Origin of the sequence: Corynebacterium sp. HMSC072G08 (assembly GCF_001809185.1) — a bacterium.
GTDB lineage: Bacteria > Actinomycetota > Actinomycetes > Mycobacteriales > Mycobacteriaceae > Corynebacterium > Corynebacterium phoceense.
Genome location: NZ_KV796422.1, coordinates 174186 through 196555, shown reverse-complemented (window position 1 = coordinate 196555; position 22370 = coordinate 174186). Strand labels below are relative to the sequence as shown.

General features: G+C 62.8%; 19 protein-coding genes and 1 pseudogene. 17 read left to right on the top strand and 3 right to left on the bottom strand.

The genetic code is table 11. The annotated features are described in order from the left end of the window. The first annotated feature begins 32 nt into the window (after nucleotides 1-32). A complete protein-coding gene (locus tag HMPREF2559_RS06550) occupies nucleotides 33-938 on the top strand; it encodes a hypothetical protein (protein WP_070539971.1) in 906 nt (301 codons plus the stop codon). An 87-nt stretch (nucleotides 939-1025) separates the two neighbouring features. Beyond that, nucleotides 1026-1724, top strand: coding sequence for a DivIVA domain-containing protein (locus HMPREF2559_RS06545; RefSeq protein WP_066487040.1), 699 nt, complete (start codon nucleotides 1026-1028; stop codon nucleotides 1722-1724). A gap of 21 nt (nucleotides 1725-1745) precedes the next feature. On the opposite strand, the gene HMPREF2559_RS06540 is transcribed toward HMPREF2559_RS06545, so the two are convergent. Further along, a complete protein-coding gene (locus HMPREF2559_RS06540) occupies nucleotides 1746-2324 on the bottom strand; it encodes a hypothetical protein (protein ID WP_066487036.1) in 579 nt (192 codons plus the stop codon). Between the two features lie 166 nt (nucleotides 2325-2490). On the opposite strand from HMPREF2559_RS06540, the gene HMPREF2559_RS06535 reads away from it, so the two are divergent. The 5 genes from HMPREF2559_RS06535 (at nucleotide 2491) to HMPREF2559_RS06515 (ending at nucleotide 6546) form a co-directional block, all read left to right on the top strand. Next, complete coding sequence (locus HMPREF2559_RS06535) at nucleotides 2491-3033, top strand: YceD family protein (RefSeq protein ID WP_066487033.1); 543 nt, start codon at nucleotides 2491-2493, stop codon at nucleotides 3031-3033. Further along, nucleotides 3030-3806, top strand: a complete 777-nt coding sequence (gene rnc / locus HMPREF2559_RS06530) for a ribonuclease III (RefSeq protein WP_070539968.1) — start codon at nucleotides 3030-3032, stop codon at nucleotides 3804-3806. The genes HMPREF2559_RS06535 and rnc overlap by 4 nt, the downstream gene beginning before the upstream one ends. 6 nt (nucleotides 3807-3812) lie before the next feature. Continuing rightward, nucleotides 3813-4631: a bifunctional DNA-formamidopyrimidine glycosylase/DNA-(apurinic or apyrimidinic site) lyase gene (gene mutM / locus HMPREF2559_RS06525; protein ID WP_066487030.1), complete on the top strand. Its 819-nt coding sequence runs from the start codon at nucleotides 3813-3815 to the stop codon at nucleotides 4629-4631. 68 nt (nucleotides 4632-4699) lie between these two features. Further along, the gene (locus HMPREF2559_RS06520; protein WP_066487028.1) at nucleotides 4700-6220 is read left to right on the top strand and encodes an alanine/glycine:cation symporter family protein; all 1521 of its coding nucleotides are present in this window, start codon (nucleotides 4700-4702) and stop codon (nucleotides 6218-6220) included. A gap of 47 nt (nucleotides 6221-6267) precedes the next feature. Next, entirely contained in the window at nucleotides 6268-6546 is a 279-nt protein-coding gene (locus HMPREF2559_RS06515; RefSeq protein ID WP_066487024.1) for an acylphosphatase, read from the top strand. Nucleotides 6547-6685: 139 nt separating this feature from the next. Here the strand turns inward: HMPREF2559_RS06515 and HMPREF2559_RS12430 are convergent, their stop codons facing one another. Next, nucleotides 6686-6904 carry a TetR family transcriptional regulator gene (locus tag HMPREF2559_RS12430; RefSeq protein WP_083297796.1) on the bottom strand — a complete coding sequence of 73 codons (219 nt, stop codon included), beginning with the start codon at nucleotides 6902-6904 and terminating at the stop codon, nucleotides 6686-6688. A gap of 76 nt (nucleotides 6905-6980) precedes the next feature. Between HMPREF2559_RS12430 and smc the strand changes: the two genes are divergently transcribed. Beyond that, nucleotides 6981-10493 (top strand): chromosome segregation protein SMC, encoded by a 3513-nt coding sequence (gene smc, locus HMPREF2559_RS06510; protein WP_070539965.1) that lies wholly within the window; start codon nucleotides 6981-6983, stop codon nucleotides 10491-10493. A 50-nt stretch (nucleotides 10494-10543) separates the two neighbouring features. After that, nucleotides 10544-12349 (top strand): signal recognition particle-docking protein FtsY, encoded by a 1806-nt coding sequence (gene ftsY / locus HMPREF2559_RS06505; RefSeq protein WP_070539962.1) that lies wholly within the window; start codon nucleotides 10544-10546, stop codon nucleotides 12347-12349. 65 nt (nucleotides 12350-12414) lie between these two features. Here ftsY and HMPREF2559_RS06500 read toward each other — a convergent pair whose 3' ends face one another. Next, nucleotides 12415-13644, bottom strand: a complete 1230-nt coding sequence (locus HMPREF2559_RS06500) for a hypothetical protein (protein ID WP_070539958.1) — start codon at nucleotides 13642-13644, stop codon at nucleotides 12415-12417. A gap of 224 nt (nucleotides 13645-13868) precedes the next feature. Between HMPREF2559_RS06500 and HMPREF2559_RS06495 the strand changes: the two genes are divergently transcribed. The 8 genes and pseudogenes from HMPREF2559_RS06495 (at nucleotide 13869) to HMPREF2559_RS06460 (ending at nucleotide 22322) form a co-directional block, all read left to right on the top strand. Then, a complete protein-coding gene (locus HMPREF2559_RS06495) occupies nucleotides 13869-16844 on the top strand; it encodes a DUF4040 family protein (RefSeq protein ID WP_070539954.1) in 2976 nt (991 codons plus the stop codon). Beyond that, entirely contained in the window at nucleotides 16845-17315 is a 471-nt protein-coding gene (locus tag HMPREF2559_RS06490; RefSeq protein WP_066486995.1) for a sodium:proton antiporter, read from the top strand. After that, the gene (locus tag HMPREF2559_RS06485) at nucleotides 17315-18853 is read left to right on the top strand and encodes a monovalent cation/H+ antiporter subunit D family protein (protein ID WP_066486992.1); all 1539 of its coding nucleotides are present in this window, start codon (nucleotides 17315-17317) and stop codon (nucleotides 18851-18853) included. The genes HMPREF2559_RS06490 and HMPREF2559_RS06485 overlap by 1 nt, the downstream gene beginning before the upstream one ends. Then, nucleotides 18854-19396, top strand: coding sequence for a monovalent cation/H+ antiporter subunit E (locus HMPREF2559_RS06480; RefSeq protein WP_181734554.1), 543 nt, complete (start codon nucleotides 18854-18856; stop codon nucleotides 19394-19396). After that, entirely contained in the window at nucleotides 19396-19686 is a 291-nt protein-coding gene (locus HMPREF2559_RS06475; protein WP_066486988.1) for a cation:proton antiporter, read from the top strand. Before HMPREF2559_RS06480 ends, HMPREF2559_RS06475 begins: the two co-directional genes overlap by 1 nt. 5 nt (nucleotides 19687-19691) lie before the next feature. Beyond that, a pseudogene (locus tag HMPREF2559_RS06470) lies at nucleotides 19692-19994 on the top strand (Na+/H+ antiporter subunit G); the annotation flags it as partial. A 579-nt stretch (nucleotides 19995-20573) separates the two neighbouring features. After that, nucleotides 20574-21980, top strand: coding sequence for an ammonium transporter (locus HMPREF2559_RS06465; RefSeq protein WP_070539951.1), 1407 nt, complete (start codon nucleotides 20574-20576; stop codon nucleotides 21978-21980). A 3-nt stretch (nucleotides 21981-21983) separates the two neighbouring features. After that, nucleotides 21984-22322, top strand: a complete 339-nt coding sequence (locus HMPREF2559_RS06460) for a P-II family nitrogen regulator (protein WP_066486982.1) — start codon at nucleotides 21984-21986, stop codon at nucleotides 22320-22322. Nucleotides 22323-22370: the final 48 nt, after the last annotated feature.

Here is a 22370-nt window from a genome sequence, read left to right as displayed (position 1 = left end):
AAAAGTAAGACGCCATCTGAAAGGAATTTCTCATGTCACGTATCACTTCTGTCTTTGCGAGTACCGTCCTCGCTGTTTCTTTGTCTGTGGCCCCTGCCCACGCGGCCATCGTGCGGGACGGCTCCGGTGGCTACGGCCAGATTGGTCAGGGTCCCATTGGTAACCCGGAGGCGGAGAGCGACTACGCCACTATTCACTACCCGCACCTTCCCACGGTTGTCCAGGGTCAAACGATGACCATCCGGCCGACCTCGATGACACGCCCGGACGGCTCCGTGGTGGCGGATCCGGCCGCGGAGGGGTACACGTTCTCCACGAATTTTGTCGATGACAACTACGAACTGCCATTTCGTGACGACATCGTCCAGGCCGCGCCCGATGGCACCCTGACTATCACGGCGAGCGATGCTGAATATCCCGGCATCAATGAAGTTGCTGTGGCCATCCATAATCCGAAGATTGGCCCCAGTGAGTACACCATCCTGCGCATTCACGTGGTACCGCCCACGCTCGCGGATGCGACTAACGAGAAGATGGACGTTGTCCACTACCGTGCCGTCATGGCGGAGCAGGGCTTTAGTACGACCCAGCCACCGGAGATCTGGTCGCGCGAGACGACCTCGCAGCTCAAAGATGGCCGCAGTGGTTACCGCTACGACATCGTGAGTCCGGATCCTGCGAAGGGTTGGACCGTGCCTGCCTGGGTGTCCGTCGATAAAGGCACGGGTAAGTTCACTGCGAATCCGCCCAAGGAACAGCCGAACGCGACGTTCGTTATCCCGATTTCTATCCAGGATGTCGCCACCGGAGAGGTCACCATGTCGCAGGTAACGGTGCGCGTTGAGCCCGTGCGTGATGAGCAGGGACGATCGCGTGCGGAGCGTGCGCAGATGGTGAAGCTGTCGAGCGATATCTTTGCCGCGCTCTCGTCGCGCTAACGGGAAAGCCGCATTGAGCGATAATCTTGCGGACACTCGTGCGTGGGATCCCCGTTGTGGGGCGGAGTCCCACGTATTCTGGTGGGCATGTATCGCGTATTCGAGTCCCTTGACGAGCTTGTACAAATCCTGGAGCAGGCCTATGGCGTGCCCATGACGTCGAACTGCGTCGTCCCGCGCAACGATATGCTGGCACTTCTCGATGAGTTGCGCAATGCGCTGCCCGTCGAGCTCGATGATGCACAAGACGTGCTGGACCGCCAGGACGCCATCCTGGCCGGTGCGCAGGAGCGTGCTGACCAGACCATCGCGGACGCGGATCGCGATGCCCAGGACATGGTCGCGCGTGCACAAGAAGATTCGGATGGCATGCTCGCTGAGGCCCAGCAGCGTTCCACTTCGATGGTGGCACAGGCGGAAGATCGTGCCGCCCGTACCGTCGAGGATGCGCGTGCTGAGGCCGAGCGTCTTGTCGCACAGGGCAATCAGTCCTATGACCGTGCGGTGGCGGAAGGTCAGGCGGAGCAGGAGCGTTTGGTCTCCGAGTCTGAGGTCGTGCGCCGCGCGGATGACGAGGCACACCGCATCGTGGAGACCGCCCATGCGGAATCCTCGCGCCTGCGCCGCGAGTGTGATGATTTCGTCGACGAGAAGCTGTCTCAGTTCGAGGAATCGCTCACGGGCATCCTGCGTACCGTGGGCTCCGACCGTCAGGCTCTGCGCCGCGGCGCCGGTGCCTCCGGGCGCGGCGAAGAAGACTACAACGCGTACCGCGCGCAGCGCTAAGCGGGGAATAGCCCGGCGGCCCTAGCGGGTGTGCGCGTGGACGCGCGTGGGGGCATCGGCAGGCTGGGGGCGCCGGGTCTGTGCTGCCAGACCCGCGAAGAGCAGCGCGATGATGCTGCTGGGAATGGCGTAGAGGATCCACATTATGGTGAGCGACGTGGACCAATTGGCCGTGGCGTTGGTGCCAAACTCGAGTTCGTAGACGATATTCGTGAGGATCTCCACGGTGACCGTGCCGAGCATCATGCCAGCCACGGCAACGAAGACGGAGGCGACGGGGAACGTGCCGCGCCACGCTAAGACCGAGGCGGCGAAGATGCATAAACCCGAGGCGATAATGACCGTTACCGTGAAGGGGATTGGCAGCAGCGTAAAGATTCCGAAGCTGAGTCCGCAGGCGAACCCGCGGACGAGAAGCTGACGGAAGCCCAAGCACCGCGTGGTACCAGCGGTGCGGGGACGTGTGAAGTGGCGCGCAAGGAAGCCGATTCCCACGAGGAGAGCGCAGGGCACCACGGCAGCGAACACAAAAGCATGAAGGGCTTGTGGCGCCAGGGTGGCTACGGCGCTCGACGCGCTCGCGAGGGATTCGTTGGTCATAAGAAAAGAATAAGGACGTGCGCTACGCGGAAGAAAGCACTTTGGGTGTACTTAAAGGCCTTTGTGCGCACCTCGACAGGTGATTGCCAGAGAGCGGAGCAAATCTGTGTGCCCGGTAGGCGAACCGCCATGTATAGGGGCGTTCGGGGTAGGATATGTCATTGCTATGACTTCTCCACTTAAGTTTAATGTTGCGGACTTGCTGCGCGGACCGGATGCTGATGGCATGCCGCAGCAGCGCACGCAGACGGGGCCGGCGCCGGAGCGCATTGGTGTCGAAATGATTGCTATCCCCAAAGGTAGCGAGCTGGGCGTCGACGCGACGCTCACCCCGCTGGGCGGCGCGATTATGGTCGACGCCGATATCCATGGACAGTTGGAAGGCGAGTGCGCGCGGTGCTTGCGCCCGCTCACTCCGCCGGTGGACCTTCACATCACGCAGGTCTATGCCACGGACCCGGATTTCATTTCTGGTGATGCGGCGGATGAGGCGGATGAGGGCTCGGGTGACGAGACTCCGATCATCGAGGGTGACGAGATCGATATTCTTCAGGCCGTCATCGATGAGGCTGGCTTGACGCTGCCGTTTAACCCCACGTGTGAGGGCGGCTGCGACGTGCCGGAGGTCGAGGGCGTGACGCTGGGCACCTCAGGCGAAGAGGATAATACGACTGACCTGCGTTGGGCCGGACTGGAGAAGTTCCTGTGAGCAAGAAAACCAAGATGACGGGTGAAGAAGCGCTGGAGGCTGCGTTCAACTCGGTCGACCATGCGCCGCTGCTGGCGTCGCTCGGCATCGACATTCCGCATGACTTGCTCCGTCTTGCGCTGTCGCACCGTTCCTTCGCGAACGAGCACGGCCACTTGCCGAACAACGAACGACTGGAGTTTCTTGGTGACGCGGTGTTGGGCCTGTCCGTGGCCTCGCAGCTCTATACGCAGTACCCGTCGCGTCCTGAGTCTGATATCTCGAAGATGCGCGCGTCCATCGTCTCGCGCTACGGCTTGTCTGACATCGCACGCGAAATTGGCCTGGGTCAGTACATCCTGCTGGGCAAGGGCGAGACGACCACGGGCGGCGCAGATAAAGACTCCATCCTGGCAGACACGATGGAGGCCCTTTTGGGCGCCATCTACCGCACGCATGGTTTTGAGCCAGCGCGAGCCGTGATTCTCACTCTGTTTAAGAAGAAGATCGACAACGCCACTGCCTCGGGCCGTCATTTGGACTGGAAGACGAACCTGCAGGAGTTGTGCGCGGAGCTGCGCGCGCCCATGCCGGTGTATTCGGCGACGTCCACCGGCCCCGAGCATGCGCAGACTTTCACCGCATACGCGCATGTCGCGGGTAAAGAGCTAGGAGTGGGTACCGGCCAGAACAAGAAGCTGGCCGAACAACAGGCAGCAGAAAAGGCCCACGGCGCGCTGACGGAGCACCCGGAGCTCGTTGCTGGCACCGTTGATACGTGGACCCAGAGCTAGGTCTGCATGCCGGAACTTCCTGAGGTCGAGTCTGTCCGCCGGGGGTTGGTGGGCTATCTGCCGGGCCGCACGTTTGAACGCGTGGAGGTCCTTCACCCGCGGTCGAACAGGGGACAACTGGCGCCGCTGGCGGGCCTGCTCGTGGGGCGCACCGTCGCGGATGTCGCGCGCCGGGGCAAGTTCATGTGGCTCGAATTCGAGGGGGAGGACCGCAGTGATTCGCACCGCGACGTTCTCCATGTGCACCTGGGCATGTCGGGACAAATGCGGGTGGGCGAGGTTTCGTCGAAACACGTGCGGGTGCGCGCGAAGTTATCGGAGGGACTCGAACTGTCCTTTATCGACCAGCGCACGTTCGGCTATTGGCTCTATGGTCCCTGGTCGAAGATTGCACATATCGCGCCTGATCCCTTGGAACCAGCCTTCGATGTCGTGGCGACCGCGCGACGGCTGCGGCGAAAGAAGAGCGCCGTGAAAGTCGCGCTCATGGACCAGACCGTGGTGAGCGGAATTGGCAATATCTACGCGGACGAGGCGTTCTGGGCGGCGGGGATCCGACCGACGCGGCGCGCCTCGAGCCTGTTGCAACGTGAGGCGGTGGCGCTCCTCGGAGCGGCGTCGGACGTCATGGGGCGCGCGCTCGCGGTGGGCGGCACGAGCTTCGACGCCTTGTACGTCAACGTCAATGGCGAATCCGGATACTTTGACCGCTCCTTGCACGCGTATGGGCGAGACGGCGAACCCTGCGATCGGTGCGGCACGCCGCTGACCAAGATCGTGGTGGGCGGGCGCGGCACGCACTACTGTCCGAATTGTCAAAAATAGGGGAGAGTGAGATGTCTCCTGCCGCATGAGATAGGTAGATCCGGCTCACATACCCTATTGTTTTCTGCATGCAGGAAATTTTCAGCACCGTGCTCGGTGCGATTAACAACACTCTGTGGACATGGGTCCTTCCGTGGCTGCTCATCGCCGCGGGTCTCTTCTTTGGTTTCCGGACTGCCGTCGTGCAGATCCGTATGGTTCCCGATATGTTCAAGGCCATCGTCGAGCGCCCCAAGGGCGTGGGCGCCGACGAGGACGAGGAATACGGCGGCATCTCCGCGTTTAAGGCGTTCACCATTTCCGCGGCGTCGCGCGTGGGCACCGGCAACGTCGCCGGCGTGGCCGTCGCGATTTCCGTCGGTGGACCGGGCGCGGTGTTCTGGATGTGGGTGATTGCCATCCTCGGTGGCGCGACGGCCTTCATCGAGTCGACGCTCGCTCAGCTGTGGAAGATCCGCGACGGGGATACCTACCGCGGTGGCCCGGCGTACTACATGAGCCGCGGCCTGGGCTGGAAGAAGCTGGCGGCGGTCTTCTCCGTGGCCATCGCCATTACCTTCGGCTGGCTCTACGAAGCATTCCAGACCAACGCTATTTCTGAGTCCTTCGCGACCTCCTTCAACCAGGACTCCACGACATTTAAGGCCATCATCGGTCTGGCCGTTGCATTTGTCTCGGGTCTCATCATCATCGGTGGCGTGAAGCGCATTGCCAACATCACGCAGGTCGTCGTGCCCTTCATGGCGCTGGCATACCTCGCCGTTGGTCTCGTGGTCATCGTCATCAACATCGGTGAAGTGCCTGCAATGTTCCTCCACATTGTGGAGTCGGCCTTCGGCTTCAGCGAGGTCGCGGGCGCGACACTCGGCATGGCACTGATGAAGGGTATTCAGCGCGGCCTGTTCTCCAATGAGGCCGGTGAGGGATCTGCCCCGAACGCTGCGGCCACCGCGACGGTCTCGCACCCGGTCAAGCAGGGACTCGTGCAGACGCTCGGCGTCTACTTCGATACCCTCGTCGTCTGTTCCATCACCGCGTTCATCATCCTGCTGGGCACGGACTTCGAGTCCTTCGGCAGCGACGAGATCGCTGGCGTGGCCCTCACGCAGTCCTCGCTGAGCAACGTCGTGGGTGCATGGGGTACGCACTTCATCACCTTCATTTTGTTCTTCCTGGCCTTCTCTTCGGTGCTAGGAAACTACTACCTTGCGGAATCCAATATCACCTACCTCTTCAAGCAGAAGTGGGCGCTGTGGGGCTTCCGCGTTATCTCTGTGGCTTTCGTCTTCTACGGCGCCGTGGCCCCGCTGGGCACTGTCTTCGACCTGGCCGATACCGGTGCTGCCATCATGGTGCTGCTCAACGTCGCAGCCATCGTGCCGCTGTCGGGTGTGGCCATCAAGCTGCTCAAGAACTACAACGAACAGCGTCGTCAGGGCGTCGACCCCGTCTTCCACCGCGATATGCTGCCGGGCGTGTCCAACATCGAGGTCTGGGACGGTTCCGATCCTGTGACGCGTCGTAGCGTGGAAGACCGCCAGCACTTGAACGATAGTCTGGGAGACCACACCAACTTCCGCGAGTTCTAACTCGCCACGAGAAACCCAGATACCGAAATTTAAGGAGACCTCACCCCATGGTTCGCATGACCGCATTTGTTCACGGCTACGTCCAAGGAGTGGGGTTTCGTTGGTGGGTGCGCTCCCGCGCCCTAGAACTTGGCTTGGTCGGGCACGCCACAAACTTGAGCGACGGCCGCGTCCAAATCGTCGCGGAAGGGCCGCGCGAGGTCTGTGAGCGCCTCCTTGAGCTCACCCGTGAGCAGCCGTCCACGACGCGCCGCCCTGGCACGGTCGACACGGTCGTTCCGCAGTGGGCAGAGCCCAAGGGCGAATCGGGTTTTATCGAACGCTAGACATTACGGGGAAGGTGGCTCATCCATCGCGTGGTGAGCACCGCAACTTCGCGCGCTGGCGGCGCGGAGGAGCACAGCGTAGGGACGGAGGGCATCGGCAAGCTCAAAGACGTGCTGCCAGCCCTCGGCGCCCGCGTCGTTATCCGCGGCGAGCACGGCCACCCGTACGGAAGTGCCGGTATAAGGCCGAGCGCGCAATACCTGATTCCCGCACGATATCCGTGACGGTGATTGTCTCCCCTTCCTGCTCACCAGCGAGATGATTGAGTGCGCCAACGACACGATCGAAAGCGCTGTGTGCGGAGGCGTCATTGGCTTCGCGCACGGCGCGCAGTTGTGAATCGGAATGGAAAATCATGGGTAAGTTTGTTTTAATTTAAAATTAAAAAGTACTTATATCTGGGTCTGGCGCAGGGCTTGCTAGAATTGCACGAATGCACCTCAAATCGCTCACGCTCAAAGGATTCAAGTCCTTCGCGTCGGCGACGTCTATGAAATTTGAGCGCGGCATTTGCGCCGTGGTTGGTCCCAACGGCTCCGGCAAATCCAATGTCGTCGATGCCCTCGCGTGGGTCATGGGGGAGGGCTCCGCCAAAACGTTGCGTGGCGGCAAGATGCAGGACGTCATCTTTGCGGGTGCGGGTGACCGCAAGGCCTTGGGTCGCGCCGAGGTGACGCTCACCATCGACAACGCGGATGGTGCGCTGCCCATCGAGTACTCCGAGGTCTCCGTCACCCGCCGCATGTACCGCGACGGCGCGAGTGAATATGAAATTAATGGTGCCAAAGCCCGCCTCATGGATATTCAGGAGCTGCTCAGCGACTCCGGTATCGGCCGCGAGATGCACGTTATCGTCGGGCAGGGCAAGCTCGCGGAGATCCTTGAGTCGCGTCCGGAGGACCGCCGTTCCTATATAGAAGAGGCGGCCGGCGTCCTCAAGCACCGCCGCCGCAAAGAAAAGGCGCAGCGCAAGCTCACCGGCATGCAGGCGAACCTGGATCGCCTCCAGGACCTCACGGATGAGCTGGGTAAGCAGCTCAAGCCCCTCGCGCGACAGGCGGAAGCCGCGAAGCGCGCTGCCACGGTCCAAGCGGATCTGCGCGACGCCCGCCTGCGTCTCGCCGGCGATCAGGTCGTGCGCCTGCGCGCCGAATACGACAACGCGGAGAAACAAGCCGAGCTCCTCGCTGAACAGGTCGCCACGCTCCAAGCTCAGCTCGAAGCTGCAGAAGAAGCCCACGCCGACGTCGAGGCCCAGCTCGCCGTCGCGGCACCGGCTGCCGATGCCGCCCAAAAGCTGTGGTTCGATCTGTCCTCGCTCGCCGAGCGCGTCTCTGCGACCCAGCGCATCGCCACCGAGCGCGCCCAGAACGTCGGCGCCCAGGTCGCCTACTCCGGCCAGGATCCCGAGGATCTTGAGGCCCGCGCTGCGCGTGCCGACGAGGAACACGAGATGCTCCTCGAAGCGGCAGAGGAAGCCGCCATGCGCCTGGAGTCCCTGCGCGAAACCTTGCTGGAGAAACGGGAGGCCTTCGAGGCCGCCGACCGCGAACACATGGCCCAACTGCGCGCCATTGCGGACCGCCGGGAGGGCGTTGTCCGTCTTATTGCCGCGGAGGAGTCGCTTACTGCTCAGGTCGAGTCCGTCGAATCCGAGCTCTCCCGCCACGAGGAGACCCTCGGTTCCACCCGTGAGCGCACGCAGGCCGCCCAGCGCGAGGCCGACAGCGTCGCGGATAAGCTGGCGGCCCTCGATGCGGAACGCCAGCCCCTCGAAGAAGCCCACGTGCGCGCCGCTACGGAATCCGATGCCGCCGATAAGCGCCTCGAGCAGCTGCGTGACGGCCAGCGCGAACGCGAACGCGCCGTCTATACGCTGCGCTCGCGCATCGAGACGCTGGCAACCACCGCGCCGGAGACCGCTGATCTCGGTCCCGACTTCCATCCGCTCGCGGACTTCCTCACGACCTCGCAGGAAACGGCCGTCGCCGCGGCGCTGGGCGCCTTCGCCGACGCCCAGGCCGGCAGCCTCACCCCTGAGCTGCTCACGCAGCTTTCCGATGCCGCCCGCGCCACGCTCTTCGACACCTCCACGTACCACGACCCGGGGGACTGGCGCCTCGACGCGACGCTCCCAGGTGGCTGCTCGTGGCTACTCGACCACGTCACCGCAGTTCCGGAAGTCCGCGCCGCCGTCACGCGGCTCCTCGCCGACGTCGTGCTTGCCCCCGACGCGTCTGCAGCCCGCGCCCTCGTCGCGGAGGATCCGCGCCTGCGCGCCGTGACGCCTGACGGCCTTCTCGTCGGTGAGGGCTGGGTTCAAGTCGGCACTGGCGCGCAGACCACCGTCGAGGTCGCCGCCCGCATCGCCGCCGCCGAAGCCGAACTCGTAACCGCCCAAGCGGAGCTCGAGGAACTTTCCGGCACGTTCGAGGGCGCCAAGCTCGCCGCGGAAGACGCCCGCGTCACCGCCGCCTCCGCGAAGGCCGCGCTGCGCGAGCACGACACGCAGATTGAGGCGTGGAAGCGCGACCACCAGCGTCTCCTGTCCCAACATGCGGCGAATAAGGCGGAGCACGAGAAGGCCGCCGCTCGCGCCACGGACATCGAGGTCCAGCTCACGCAGCTGCGCGAGCAACTCGCCGAGGCCCGCGACCGCCTCGCCCGCGTCGACGCGGACGACACCCCAGACGAGCCCAGTTCCCAGGTCCGCGACGAGGCGAACGCCGCCCTCGAACAGGTCAAGGCCATGGAGGTCGAGGCCCAGCTCGCCGCGCGCTCCGCCCAGGACAAGGTCGCCCAAGTGGCCGGCCGCGGCGATGCCCTGCGCCGCCAGGCTGAGCACGAACGCCAAGCGAAGGCCCGCCACGAACAATCCATGGCCCGCCGCCGCGCGCAGGCCGAACTCGCCAGCACCGTCGCCCGCCACGCCCGTGACCTCGCCGCGCGCGCGAGCCTCGCCCTGGATCGCGCCACCGAAGAACGCGACGCCGCGCTGGCCGAGCGCACCCGCCTCCAATCCCACGTCCAGCAGGCCGCGGCCCAGGTCTCCGCCGCGCGCTCGCAGCTCGACCGACTCACCTCGAACGCGCATAACTCGGATATCGCACGCTCCCAGGCCCAGGTCCGCCGCGACGAGGCCGAAGCTAAGCTTGTCGAGCAGCTCGGCCTGTCGATGACGGATCTGCTCCGCGATTACACGCCGGGCGAGGACTTCGACCGCGCCGCGGAGACGAAGCGCCTCAAGCAAGCCGAAAAAGACTTGAACTCCCTGGGCAAGGTCAACCCGCTGGCCCTCGAAGAATACAAAGCGCTGGAGGAGCGCTACACCTTCCTTTCCACGCAGCTCGATGACGTCATCCAGGCGCGCAAGGACCTCACCGGCGTCATCGAAGACGTCGACGAACAGATTCTCCAGCTCTTCACGGACGCGTGGAACGATGTCGAGGCCGAGTTCCCCAAGGTCTTTCAGACCCTCTTCCCAGGCGGCGAGGGCCGACTCGTCCTCACCGACCCAGACGACATGCTCACCACGGGTATTGAGGTTGAGGCTCGCCCGCCGGGAAAGAAGGTCAAGCGTCTGTCCTTGCTTTCCGGTGGCGAGAAGTCGCTCACCGCGCTGGCCATGCTCGTGGCCATCTTCCGCGCGCGCCCCAGCCCGTTCTACGTCATGGACGAGGTCGAGGCCGCCCTCGACGACGTCAACCTGCGCCGACTCATTGCGCTCTTCGAGGAGCTGCGCAAGGACTCGCAGCTCATCGTCATCACGCACCAGAAGCCGACGATGGACATCGCGAACGTGCTCTACGGCGTGACCATGCGCGGCGACGGCGTTACGCGCGTCATCTCGCAGCGCATGACGCGCGCCGGCGACGCCCCGGGCTCGGAGGCCGCGGCTGCCGATGCCGCGCGCCTCGGCGTGGACGCCCCCGCTAGCCGGGGGTGAGTCGCGGCTTTGCTGTGCCCGACTCGTGTGTCTTTGGCACTATAGAGAGCATGAACACAACTCTTACCGTCGTTATCGTCGTTGCTCTCCTGCTTCTCATCATTCTTGGAGTGATTATTGGAGGCAAGAAGCGCGGCGAAGCGAAGAAGGTCTCTTTCGAGAAACCGGCTGAGATTGAGGAAAAGCAGCTCACGCAGGAGCAGAAGTCCGGCAACTACCAGGCCCAGGGCGGCTTTAACTTCACGCAGGCTGGCCCAGCAAAGGAGCCGGTGACTCCGCCGTCGAACCCGAGCGCACAGCCGGGTTCCGCTGAGCCGAGCGCAACGGCGATGGCCAACGAGCAGCTGCGCGGCGAGACTCCGAAGACTGAGTCTAAGACGCCGGAGCCCGTGAAGTCCGAACCCGCTGCGCCGGTCCAGGACTCGAAGGTCGTCGAGGAAACTAAGCCGGAGCCGGTGAAGTCTGAGCCGACCGCCCCGGTTCAGGAGCCGGAAGCGGAGAAGCCTGCTGCGGGTGCTGCAGCTGCCGGTGCCGCAGGCGCTGCTGCTGCAGCAGCTGTTGGTGCGGCGGCGACCGAGAACGTGGAGGCCGAGAACGTGGAGGCCGAGGAGGCCGCTGCACAGGCAGATGCCGCAGCGGAGACCACACGCGACGAGGTCGAGGAAGAATCCGCGACGGAAGACTCGCCGGTCTTTGACGAGGTCGCCGAGGATCCGGATGACGCCGACATCGCAGATGCGGTGGACGACATCGAAGACGACGCGGATCTCGAGCGCACCCAGGAGGCTGCGGCTGCGGCCGAGGCACAGACGGCATCGGCCGCTGAAGCCCGCGAGGTCACCGAGGTTCCGGAGGAGCCGACGTCCGAGACCGCGTCCGAGGACACCGAGCTGGTGGAGACGCCGGCACAGCCGACGGAGGACATTGCGCCAGCGGCTGGTCGTCTGGGCAAGCTGCGTGGACGCCTGTCGCGTTCGCAGAACGCCATCGGACAGGGCCTCATGGGCATTCTGTCCGCGGGCGACCTGGACGATGACGCGTGGGAGGAAATCGAAGATACCCTCATCATGGCGGACCTAGGTACCAAGGCCACGATGAAGGTCACCGAGTCTCTGCGCGAGAAGATCGCCGAGCGCGGCGTGAACTCCGAGGCGGAGGCCCGTGAGATGCTCCGCGAGTCGCTCATCGAGGTCGGCCACCCGGAGATGGATCGCTCCATCAAGGCCATGCCGAACCAAGGCAAGCCGGCGGTCATCATGGTCGTGGGCGTCAACGGCACCGGCAAGACGACGACCACGGGCAAGCTCGCCCGCGTGCTCGTCGCCATGGGCCACCGCGTCCTGCTCGGTGCGGCGGATACGTTCCGTGCCGCGGCCGCTGACCAGCTCGAGACCTGGGGTCGCCGCGTCGGCGCCGATACTGTGCGCGGCAAGGAGGGCGCGGATCCTGCGTCCGTCGCATTCGATGCCGTCGCGAAGGGGGTGGAGCAGGGGGTCGACGTGGTGCTCATTGACACGGCCGGCCGTCTGCACACGTCGACTGACTTGATGGACCAGCTGGGCAAGGTCAAGCGCGTGGTCCAGAAGAAAGCCGAGGTCGACGAGGTCCTCATGGTCATCGACTCAACCGTGGGCCAGAACGGCCTCGTACAGGCGCGCGTGTTCCGCGAGATCGTGGATATCACGGGCGTCGTGCTCACGAAGCTCGATGGCACCGCCAAGGGCGGCATCGTCTTCCAAGTTCAGGAGGAGCTCGGCGTGCCGGTCAAGCTCGTGGGCCTGGGCGAGGGCGCGGATGACCTCGCGCCGTTCGAGATTGAGGGCTTCGTTGACGCCCTACTTGGCGACAAGAAGTAAATCGAACACGTGATGAGCTCCGCAGTGAACTGCGGAGCTCTTTTTATATCTGTTTTTATATCTGCTTAATCGCCGACGGTCTTCGTCGCGACGAAGTCCGGATCCTCGGCGCCGTCCGCGTCGATGATGAAGTCGCCGTCGCGCATGTCGACGCTGAACGTCCAGGCGGGGAGTGCGTCAGGAAGATCGGCGGGGGCGATCGTGCTGAAGTCGTCGTTCATCGTCACGACGATATCGCCACGCGCGATAGACGTCGTTTGTGAGCACATGGGAACTGCGGTGTGTTCCGGATTGAGGGTGGGTTCCTGGACCGTCACGGCGGTGGAGTAGCCGCCGTTGCCGAAGCGCAGCCCGACACGTTCATCTGCGCTGCTCGCAACGTCCACGAGCGTGGGGAGTGCTTTGATGCCACCGTCGAATTCGAGATTGAGATTAAAGCACAGGCGCCCCCAGCTCGATCCCACGACGTCGTCCATGGTGAGCTGGTTAACGTCGCTGAGCCACGTCCGAATATTCGTGCTCTCGCCTGCGAATTCGATGGCGGTATCGGGTGACTCGACCGTGTCGAGGCCCTCCGTGGTGCGTGCGAAGCGTTCCTGATCGAGGGGGATGGCGCCGGTGCGGGCATCCTTGAAGCCTTCGCCGGGAGCCTGGACGTTGTCGAAACCGTCAAAGTTCGTGAGCACGCCGAGCTCGACCGCGCGGTTGGTGAGCGCCATGAGGTCGTTGGCCAGGGGCGCGACTCGTTCCACATTGTCTGAGGCGGTCATCTGGAACTGCTCGAGCGGAGTTCCCTTTGGGCCGAAGACGGAGAAGAGGGGAGTGGACTGCATCTCGGTGTCTTCGAGGCGGTAGACCGTCCAGTCCGCGAGCGCTGGATCCTTAAATGACGTGGGTTCTGCGACTTCTTCGGTTTTCATGCCCTCGCGGAATTCCGTGGCGTCGACAAAATTGATCATGGAGATGAAGAGTCCCGGCTTATCCTCGCTGTCGACGGCAGTCATGCCGGCGCAGGATTTTCCGTCGAGGAGGACGTCGCTTGCGGTCGAATCGGCTCCGGCGTCGAGTCCCGCTGACTCGTCGAAGCCCGCCTGCACGAGGAAAGGCATGGGGAGCTCGCAGTCGGCGAGGCGGCCGTCCACAAAGAGACGTTCCACATCGCCGTCTGCGAGGGGGAATTCTGTCTCCGACTGTTGGTTGGGCAGATCTTCTTTTGACTTGAGCTCGGGCAGCGCCGAACACCCGCTGAGTGCGAGGAGGGCAACGGCAGGCAGTGTGAGAAAGCGAGGGTGCATAGCGGTGCCCTTAGGGGATAGTGACGTTATTTCACCTTACCTAACCATCTCGTTACCTGCATCACACATGCGGGCGGGGTATGGGGGCATCGGAAAGCTCTGTGCCTTGTCGAACGAACGAAAGGTAATGTGACCTGGGACGAGCCCCGATGGTAGGGTTGAAAACGCTGTATTTAATGCGCATCTGTCCTATTTCAACCAATGTTTGTGAGGCGAGTTCTTTCGTGACTCTTAGCTTTGTTGTCCTCCTCGCAGCCTTGGCATTGATCCTTGCACCCGGGCTCGTCAAGCTCATGGACCGGCAGGCGGGTTACCCGCTTGCGGTCCTTTTTGTTGTGGCCGCGGGGCTCATCATCTCTCGTCTGGGGGACGTGCTGGACGGCACGCCTCTCACCGTCACGTATACCTGGGTTCGCGATTTCGTGGAACCAGGCATGGACGTGAGCGTGTCCCTGCGCGCGGACGCGCTGAGTGCTTTCTTTGCCTTGCTTGCTCTTATCATCGGCGCTGTGGTGTTTACCTATTCCGCGGCGTATCTGCCGAAGAAACAGGGGAATACCAGTTTCTACGTCCTGATGACGGCATTCATGCTGTCCATCCTCCTGCTGGTGTTGGCTAATGACGTGGTGTTGCTCTTCGTCGCGTGGGAGCTTGTCTCCCTCGCGTCGTTCATGCTCATCGCGCGTTCCGGCTCCGGCGGCGAGGCAGGCTCCCAGCGCACGTTGATCCTCACCTTCATTGGTGGACTCACCTTGCTCACCGCGCTGGCGATTGCGGCGACGGCAGCAGGGACGACGCACATTGAACTCATTCTGGCCTCTGACGTGTGGGCACAGCGCCCGGGCCTGACCGCGGGCGTCGCGGTGCTCGTGGCGATTTCCGCGTTTACGAAGTCCGCGCAGTTCCCATTCCACTTCTGGCTCCCAGAAGCCATGGCGGCGGCGACCCCGGTCTCGGCCTTCCTGCACGCCGCGGCCGTCGTCAAGGCGGGCATCTACCTGCTCGTGCGTTTCTCCACCATCTTCCACGACGTGGCCGTATGGAACTGGCTACTCATCGTGGTGGGCATGGGCACGGCGATCATGTCCGCCGTCTTCGCGGTGCAGAAGACCGATCTGAAGAAGCTCACGGCATACTCGACCGTCTCGCACCTGGGCTGGATTGTGGCGACCATCGGCGTCGGCACCCCCTTCGCCATCGCGGCCGCCATCGTGCACACGGCGGCGCACGCGCTGTTCAAGTCTTCGCTGTTCATGCTCATCGGCGTCATCGACCACGAGGCGGGTTCCCGCGACATTCGTCGCTTGGGCGTGCTGTGGAACAAGATGCCGTGGACGTTTGGTTCCGTGGTCATCGGCGCAGCCTCCATGGCGGCGGTCCCGCCGCTGCTGGGTTTTGTGTCCAAGGAAGGCATGCTCACCGCGTTTGAGGATGCCCCGATTGGCTCAGCCGGCCAGGTGATCCTGTTGCTTGCCGCGGGCATCGGCGCGTTCTTTACCTTTACGTATTCCGCGAAGATCGTCTTCGGCGCCTTCTTCGACGGCCCGCGTGATGTGAGTGGCGTCCACGAGGCGCCGGTGCGCCTGTGGCTCCCGGCCGCGTTGCCCGGATTCATGTCCTTCCCGCTCGTGTTCATCATGGGGCGTGCGGACGAGCCTGTCGATGCCGTCGTGGATGCGGTCGGCTTAGAGTCCCACACCCACTTGGCACTGTGGCATGGTCTTACCATCCCGCTTCTCATTTCAGTGACGGTGCTCGTGCTCGGTGTTGTGGGCGTTGTGTTCCGCAAGCGCTTCTGGGCCGCGTTCGAGTCCCGCCCATTCCTGCCGCGCAGCGGCAACGAGCTCCTGCACTCCATGCAAAAGGGCGCGACGTGGATTGGTCGCCAGCTCGGCCGCATGTCCGATACGCATAATCCCTCGCGTCTCATGCTGCCTATTGTGCTGCTCATTATCGTTCTTGCAGGTGCCGCTCTCATTGGCGAGGGCGTCGACGGCGTCGCGTTGGCACCGCGCGTTCCTGGCTTGGACAACCCGTGGGATATCATTCCGCTGCTCATCGTGGCGCTGTCCATGATTGGCCTGGTGCGCACGCACAACCGACTCACCGGTGCTGTCATGATTGGTATCGCTGGTGCGGGCGTGACGCTGCAGATGCTCATCATGGGCGCGCCGGACGTGGCGCTTACGCAATTCCTCGTTGAGGCGTTGTCGGTCATCGTCATGATGATGGTCCTGCGTTACCTGCCGGAGCGTTTCCACAACGTGCAGAACACCTCGCGTCGCACGGGCTCGATTGTCATCGCCATCCTTGCTGGTATCGCCGCCTTCCTTGGTGTGTGGGCTCTCATGGGCCGCCACGAGCGCTCGAGCCTCGCGGAGTGGTACCTCAACGAGGCACCCGGAATTACTGGCGGCGACAATGTCGTGGCGACCATCATCGTCGAGTTCCGTGGACTCGATACCTTGGGCGAGCTGTCCGTGCTGGGCATGGCTGCCGTCGTTATCGCTGCGATTACCTCGACGCTGCCGCGTTTCCCGTTTACCTCGGGCACGCGCCCGGCGCCCTTCGGCCAGTCGCAGCTCAACTCCGTGCCGCTGCGCAAGGCCCTCATCCTTGTGGCGCCGATGCTGGTTATCTTGTCGCTCATCGTCTTCTACCGCGGACACCAGGTCTCGGGCGGCGGCTTCCCGGCCGCGCTCATCATGGGTGCCGCGATCGGCTTGGCGTACCTGTCCCGTGGCTCGGATGAGATCGTCTTCGGCCGCATGACGCCTATCCACCTCACCGGTATCGGCATCCTTGTTGCGCTGTCCGCCGGTTTTGTGGGCTACTTCCATCACGGCTGGGGCAACGGCGGCTTCCTTGCTGCTATTCACGCCGAGGCCTTCGGCCAGCACTGGACAACGTCCATGATCTTCGACTTGGGTATTTACCTTGCGGTGTTGGGCATGCTCACCATGGCCATCAACGCCCTGGGTGGTTACTTGCGCCCCGGTACAGAGCGTGACTACCTGCCGTGGGTCCACGGGGACGACTCCTCGCTGCCCACGACGCCGCGCATCACCATGGATAACGCGGACGATCCGTACCCGGCCCCGATTAACCCCTCGACCGACCCGTTGGCCTTGCTCAATGAACGCGAGGCTCGCACCAAGAAGCCGTCTGTTCGCGCAGCACGGATGAAGGGGGAGAAGTAAATGTATCTCGCACTTACCATTGGTATTTTGATGGCCGCTGCGGTCTATCTCATCCAACAGCGTGGCCTTGTCCACATCGTGTTGGGCATGATGGCCTTTAGTCACGCTGCGAACCTCACGTTGCTGGCCACGGGCGTCTACTCCTACCGCGGCGAATCCTTCCCTTCCCGCGTCGATGCCGCCGAGATGGCAGACCCGCTGCCGCAGGCTTTCGTGCTTACGGCGGTTGTTATCTCCATGGCGACAACGACGATTTTGCTTACCATGGCGGCCATGGGCGCCAACGACGACACGGATGTCGTCGAGCCGGTGGATGACAACACTGTCGACCACGCGTTTAGCACCTTGGGTCGCGACGCAAAAAACCGCGACATTCTGGAACGCTCCGCAAATGCGGTGCAGCGCATTAAGAACCCGGATGAGGGCGCGCTTTCTCCCAACGCCGCGAATGCTGAAGGGGGCGAGAAGTAATGCAACTTGCAAGTCAGCTCCTCCCGCTGTTCCCCGCGGTCCCGCTCGTTTCTGCTGCGTTGGCTCTGCTGGCGCCGTGGCGCCGCGTGCGTGACGCCATCATGCTCATCATCCCGGGTATCGGCATCTTCGCCGGCCTTGGTCTGCTGGCGTTTACGTCGCAGAACGGCGTCGTCGCGCATACCGTGGGTCTGTACGTGGGCAATGCCGGTATCGCCTTTGCGGCCGACTCTTTCTCAGCATTGCTCATTATCACGACGATGATCGTCTCGTTCGGCGCGAACTGGTTCGCCATCGTGGGTGGCGAGACCAAGTCTCGCTACTATCCTGCGTTGACGCTCATTCTCATCACCGGCGTTAACGGCGCGCTCATCACCGCGGATCTCTTTAACTTCTTCGTGTTCATTGAGGTCATGCTGCTGCCGTCCTACGGCCTCATCACTATGTCCGGTACGTGGTCGCGTCTCGCGGCTGGCCGTGCCTTCGTCCTCGTCAACCTCTTTGCGTCGACGTTGCTTATGGTGGGCGTGGGCTACATCTACTCGGTCGCTGGGGCGGTCAACCTCGCGGCGCTTAAGGGCGCTGCCGCTGGCAACGGCCAGGTCACCGTCGCGGCCGGACTCATCGTCATCGCCATCGCAGCGAAGGCGGGTGTCTTCCCCGTGCAGTCCTGGCTGCCGCGTACCTACCCGGGCACCTCGGCAGCGGTCATGGGCCTGTTTTCCTCGCTCCACACCAAGGTCGCCGTCTACATGCTCTTCCGCCTGTGGGTCGTGCTCTTCGACATGGACGCGCGGTGGAACGTACTCATCATCGTCATCATGATCATTTCCATGGCGATTGGCGCCTTTGGCGGCTTGGCGGAAAACTCCATCCGCCGCGTGCTGGGTTATCAGATGCTCAATGGCATGCCGTTCATCTTGGTCATGCTCGCCTTTACGGGCGAGGACCCGCAGCGCGCGCTGGCCGCCGGCATTCTCTACACGATTCACCACATGATTACGGTGGGTTCGCTCATCCTGGCCTCCGGCGCCATCGAGGAAACGTATGGCACCGGAAACTTGTCCAAGCTGTCTGGCTTGGCCCGCCGCGACCCGCTCATCGCGTGGATCTTCGCAGCCGGTGCCTTCTCCATCGTGGGCTTCCCGCCTTTCTCCGGTATGTGGGGCAAGGTCATGATCGTCTTCGAGGTGGCGCGCACCGGTACCGCGTGGGCCTGGGTCGTCATCACCGCTATTGTCATCGCGTCCTTCGCGGCCTTCTTGTCCATGCTGCGCGTGTGGCGTGAGGTCTTCTGGGGCAAGCCGCTGCCGGTGGAGAAGGTGCCCGATGAACTCGTCATTCGCAAGTACCTCATGGCGCCGTCTTTGGCGCTCATCCTGGGCTCGCTGTGTATGTTCATCTTCGCCGGCTTCGTTGTCGACGTGACGCTCACGGCGTCGGGCGATCTCCTTAATGTGGATGCCTACTCCGCCGCTATTTTGGGCGATGACCCGGTGGGCATGCCGCAGCTCGATGGAATTCAGGAGGGCCGATAAATGGATATTAAGCGGATTCTGCATGGTTGCGTCTATACACCGTGGCTCGTCAAAGAAATCTTTGTCGCAGGTTTCTCGCTCGCACTCGATTCTTTGAAGCCGAATAATGGCTATCATCCGGTCGTGTTGCGTTATCCGCTGCGCGTGACCGATGCCTGGGATATCTTCTGGTTCACGTCGTCGATTACGGCGACGCCGGGAACGCTGTCGCTGGGTTTGCGTGAACCTCCGCGTGAAGGTTTACCGCGCATCGTCCTCGTTCAAGCGGTGCAGGGCGACGATCCTGCTGACGTGATGGCAAGCCTCGCAGACATGGAAGAGCGCGTGGCACCCCACGTTAAGGGCATCGACTATGGCGTGCCCGGACAAGGAGACGCGACAGAGCTCGACCCAGCGTTCTACGAATATACTTTGGAGACCGTTGGCCGGCACATGCGCGCGCCGGATATGGCTCATGCGGATGACACACCGCTGGCTGCAGATGACACGCCGAAGACGACACCGGCTGATCTCCTCCGCGCCAACCGAAAGGAGCAGAAGTAATGATTGACTTCGCGAATCTTTCCCTCTTCGGGTGGATTGTTGTCATCTGCATCTTCATCATGGGAGGTGCCGTGTGCGCGGGACTCCTGCTTGCCTTGCGCTCGCGTGATGAGCTCACCCGCACGGTGATTTCGGACCTCGTGTTCTACGGCATGATCGCCATGTTTATTTCGTGGACGCTGCTCAACGACATGTCCATTGCGTACGACATCGTGTTGCTGGCAGCCATTGTCGCCGGCGTGCTGCCCACCCTGTCGATGTCCCGCATTATTTCGAAGGGCAGGAGGTAAACCCCATGACGATTGCAGAGATTATCGCGGCGGTGCTCGTCATCGCTGCCACCGTCATGGTCGTTGCAACGACCGTGGCGCTGTGGCGCGCTCCCGATGCCCTCACGCGTGTCAACCTGCTCGGTCCCACCGTAGGCGTGGCCGTGCCCTTGCTCCTTTGCGCCAAGCTCATCATCGATTGGTCGACGACCGGCTTCGATTTTTGGAACCTGGTCAAGGTGCTGCTCACGCTGTTTGGTGTGTGGATTATCGGGTCAGTGGGCTCGTTCTACATGGGCCGTTCCATCTACGGTGTGACGGTCACCGACGTGAAGTTTGCACGCCGCAAGGCCGCGCGTGAGTCTAAGGACCACAAGGTGGTGGCAGACAATCCACTGCCGGCCGGCATTGTGCCGGATCCTAACGCCCCGCAGTCCCCGGGGGATGCGGCAGCACAGTAGGAACGAGGCGCCGGTGAGCTTCTGCTCGCTGGCGTCTTTGTGTTTTTCTAGTCGTCGAAGCTGAGCTCTCAGGTTCAGTGGTGCGAAGTAAGCGTCGGGCGGGTGGTTCGGGCTGTCTGGTGGAACGGTGGTCATGAGAGGGTACCCCTCCATCAAGGCGTTAGATTATATGTTCGAGAGCTACGGCAACCCGGCATATCCATCCCCGTTGGCGTTGGTCAACACTTTCGAATGCTTAACGTGGGAAGCTGTGCGGGCGGGCGAGGCGAGGTGGGGTCGGGCCTTTAAATTCAGGCCGGGCGTTCGGGCGATCGGGGGTAACGGTGCAGGTGATAGCGCTGACCGGATTGGGGGTGACATGCGAAAGGTGAACCCAAGCTGTGTTTCTATAGTGTGACAGGTAATGTCCTTCGCGTACCTATCAATATATAGAAAAGGGCGAGACGGATGACTCCCGATCAACTGGCTGCGGTGTCCGGCAACTCCGCGTGGATGCTTATCTCTGCTGCATTAGTGCTTCTCATGACGCCGGCCCTGGCGTTGTTTTATGGTGGACTTTCGGATAAGCGAAGTGTCCTCAACATGATGATGATGTCCTTCGGCGCGCTCGGCATGGTCTGCGTCGCCTACGTCCTGTGGGGCTGGTCGATGTCCTACGGCACGCAGTCGTGGGGCGGCGTGGTCGCGAACCCGTTCGAGTTCTTCGGACTGCGCGACTCTATTACGGACGCGGACGGCAACTACATCGCGGGGGCGTCCGGGTATGCGAACGTCATCGATATCGGATTCCAGCTCACCTTTGCGGTGATCTCTACCGCAATTATTTCCGGTGCGCTGCTGGGCCGCGTGAAGTTCGGTACGTGGCTGGCTTTTAGTGGTCTGTGGGTGACTTTTGTTTACTTCCCGCTGGCGCACATGGTCTGGGGTGGGGGATTGCTCTCCCACGCGGAGCGTTCCCTTTCTTCCTGGCTCTTCGGCACCGTTACTGAGGCCGGTGAGACCACCGCGGCAGTCTCGCCGGTGGACTTTGCAGGCGGCACCGTTGTGCATATCTCTGCTGGTACCGCGGCACTCGTTCTCGCCATCGTCGTGGGTAAGCGTGCCGGCTGGCCCACCAAGGTCTCTCGTCCGCATAACCTGCCCATGGTCATGACAGGCGCGGCGCTGCTCTTCTTCGGCTGGTTCGGCTTCAACGGCGGCTCCGCCTTCGCCGCGGATGGTCTGGCGGGCCTGGCGTGGCTCAACACGGCGGCGGCGACCGCAGCGGCCATGCTCGGCTGGATGGCTGTGGAGGCCATTCGAGATAAGGCGGCCACGTCTCTCGGCGCGGCCTCCGGTTTTGTTGCTGGACTTGTCGCCATTACTCCCGCCGCTGGCGCGCTGACTCCGGTGACCTCGTTGATTCTGGGTGGCATCGGCGGCGCGGTGGCGTGCCTGGGCGTGGGGCTGAAGTACACATTAGGCTTCGATGACTCGCTCGACGCGGTCGGCGTGCACCTCGTCGCCGGTCTGTGGGGCACCATCGGCTTGGCACTTTTTGCCAGCGAGGGCGGCCTGCTTACGGACGATGCAGGCTACGGCGTTAAGCTCCTCATTATTCAGACCGTCATCGCGGTGGTCGCTATGGTCTTCGCTGGAATCGTCACGCTAGTCATTGCGCTGGCGCTCAAGTACACCCTCGGCTGGAGGATTGAGGACGAAGACGAGGCGGCCGGTGTCGATGTTTCCGAGCACCGTGAGTCGGGTTACGATCTGGCCGCACAATCTGGCATGCGAGCACCCGCTACTATGATTGGCAGTACGAATAATTCCACGGCGCCTACCATCCCGCCGCGCACCGACGTCAAGGAGTAACCCATGAAGCTCATCACCGCAGTAGTCAAGCCCTTTACCCTTCCGGACGTGCGTGCAGCGCTGGAGCAGCTCGATGTCCACGGCCTGACCGTGACGGAAACCCAGGGCTTCGGTCAGCAACGCGGCCACAGCGAGGTCTACCGCGGCGCCGAGTACGCCACGGACTTCGTGCCGAAGGTCAAGCTGGAGATCGTCCTCGCCGATGAGCAGGTGGACGAGGTACTCAACGCCATCGTCGAGTCCGCGTACACCGGCAAGATTGGTGACGGCAAGGTCTGGGTCACCCCGGTCGAGGACCTCATCCGCGTCCGCACCGGCGAGCGCGGCGAAGCCGCCATTTAGTCCCGTGACACCATCCGACATTCGCGCCGAGGCTTATGCCTCGGCGCT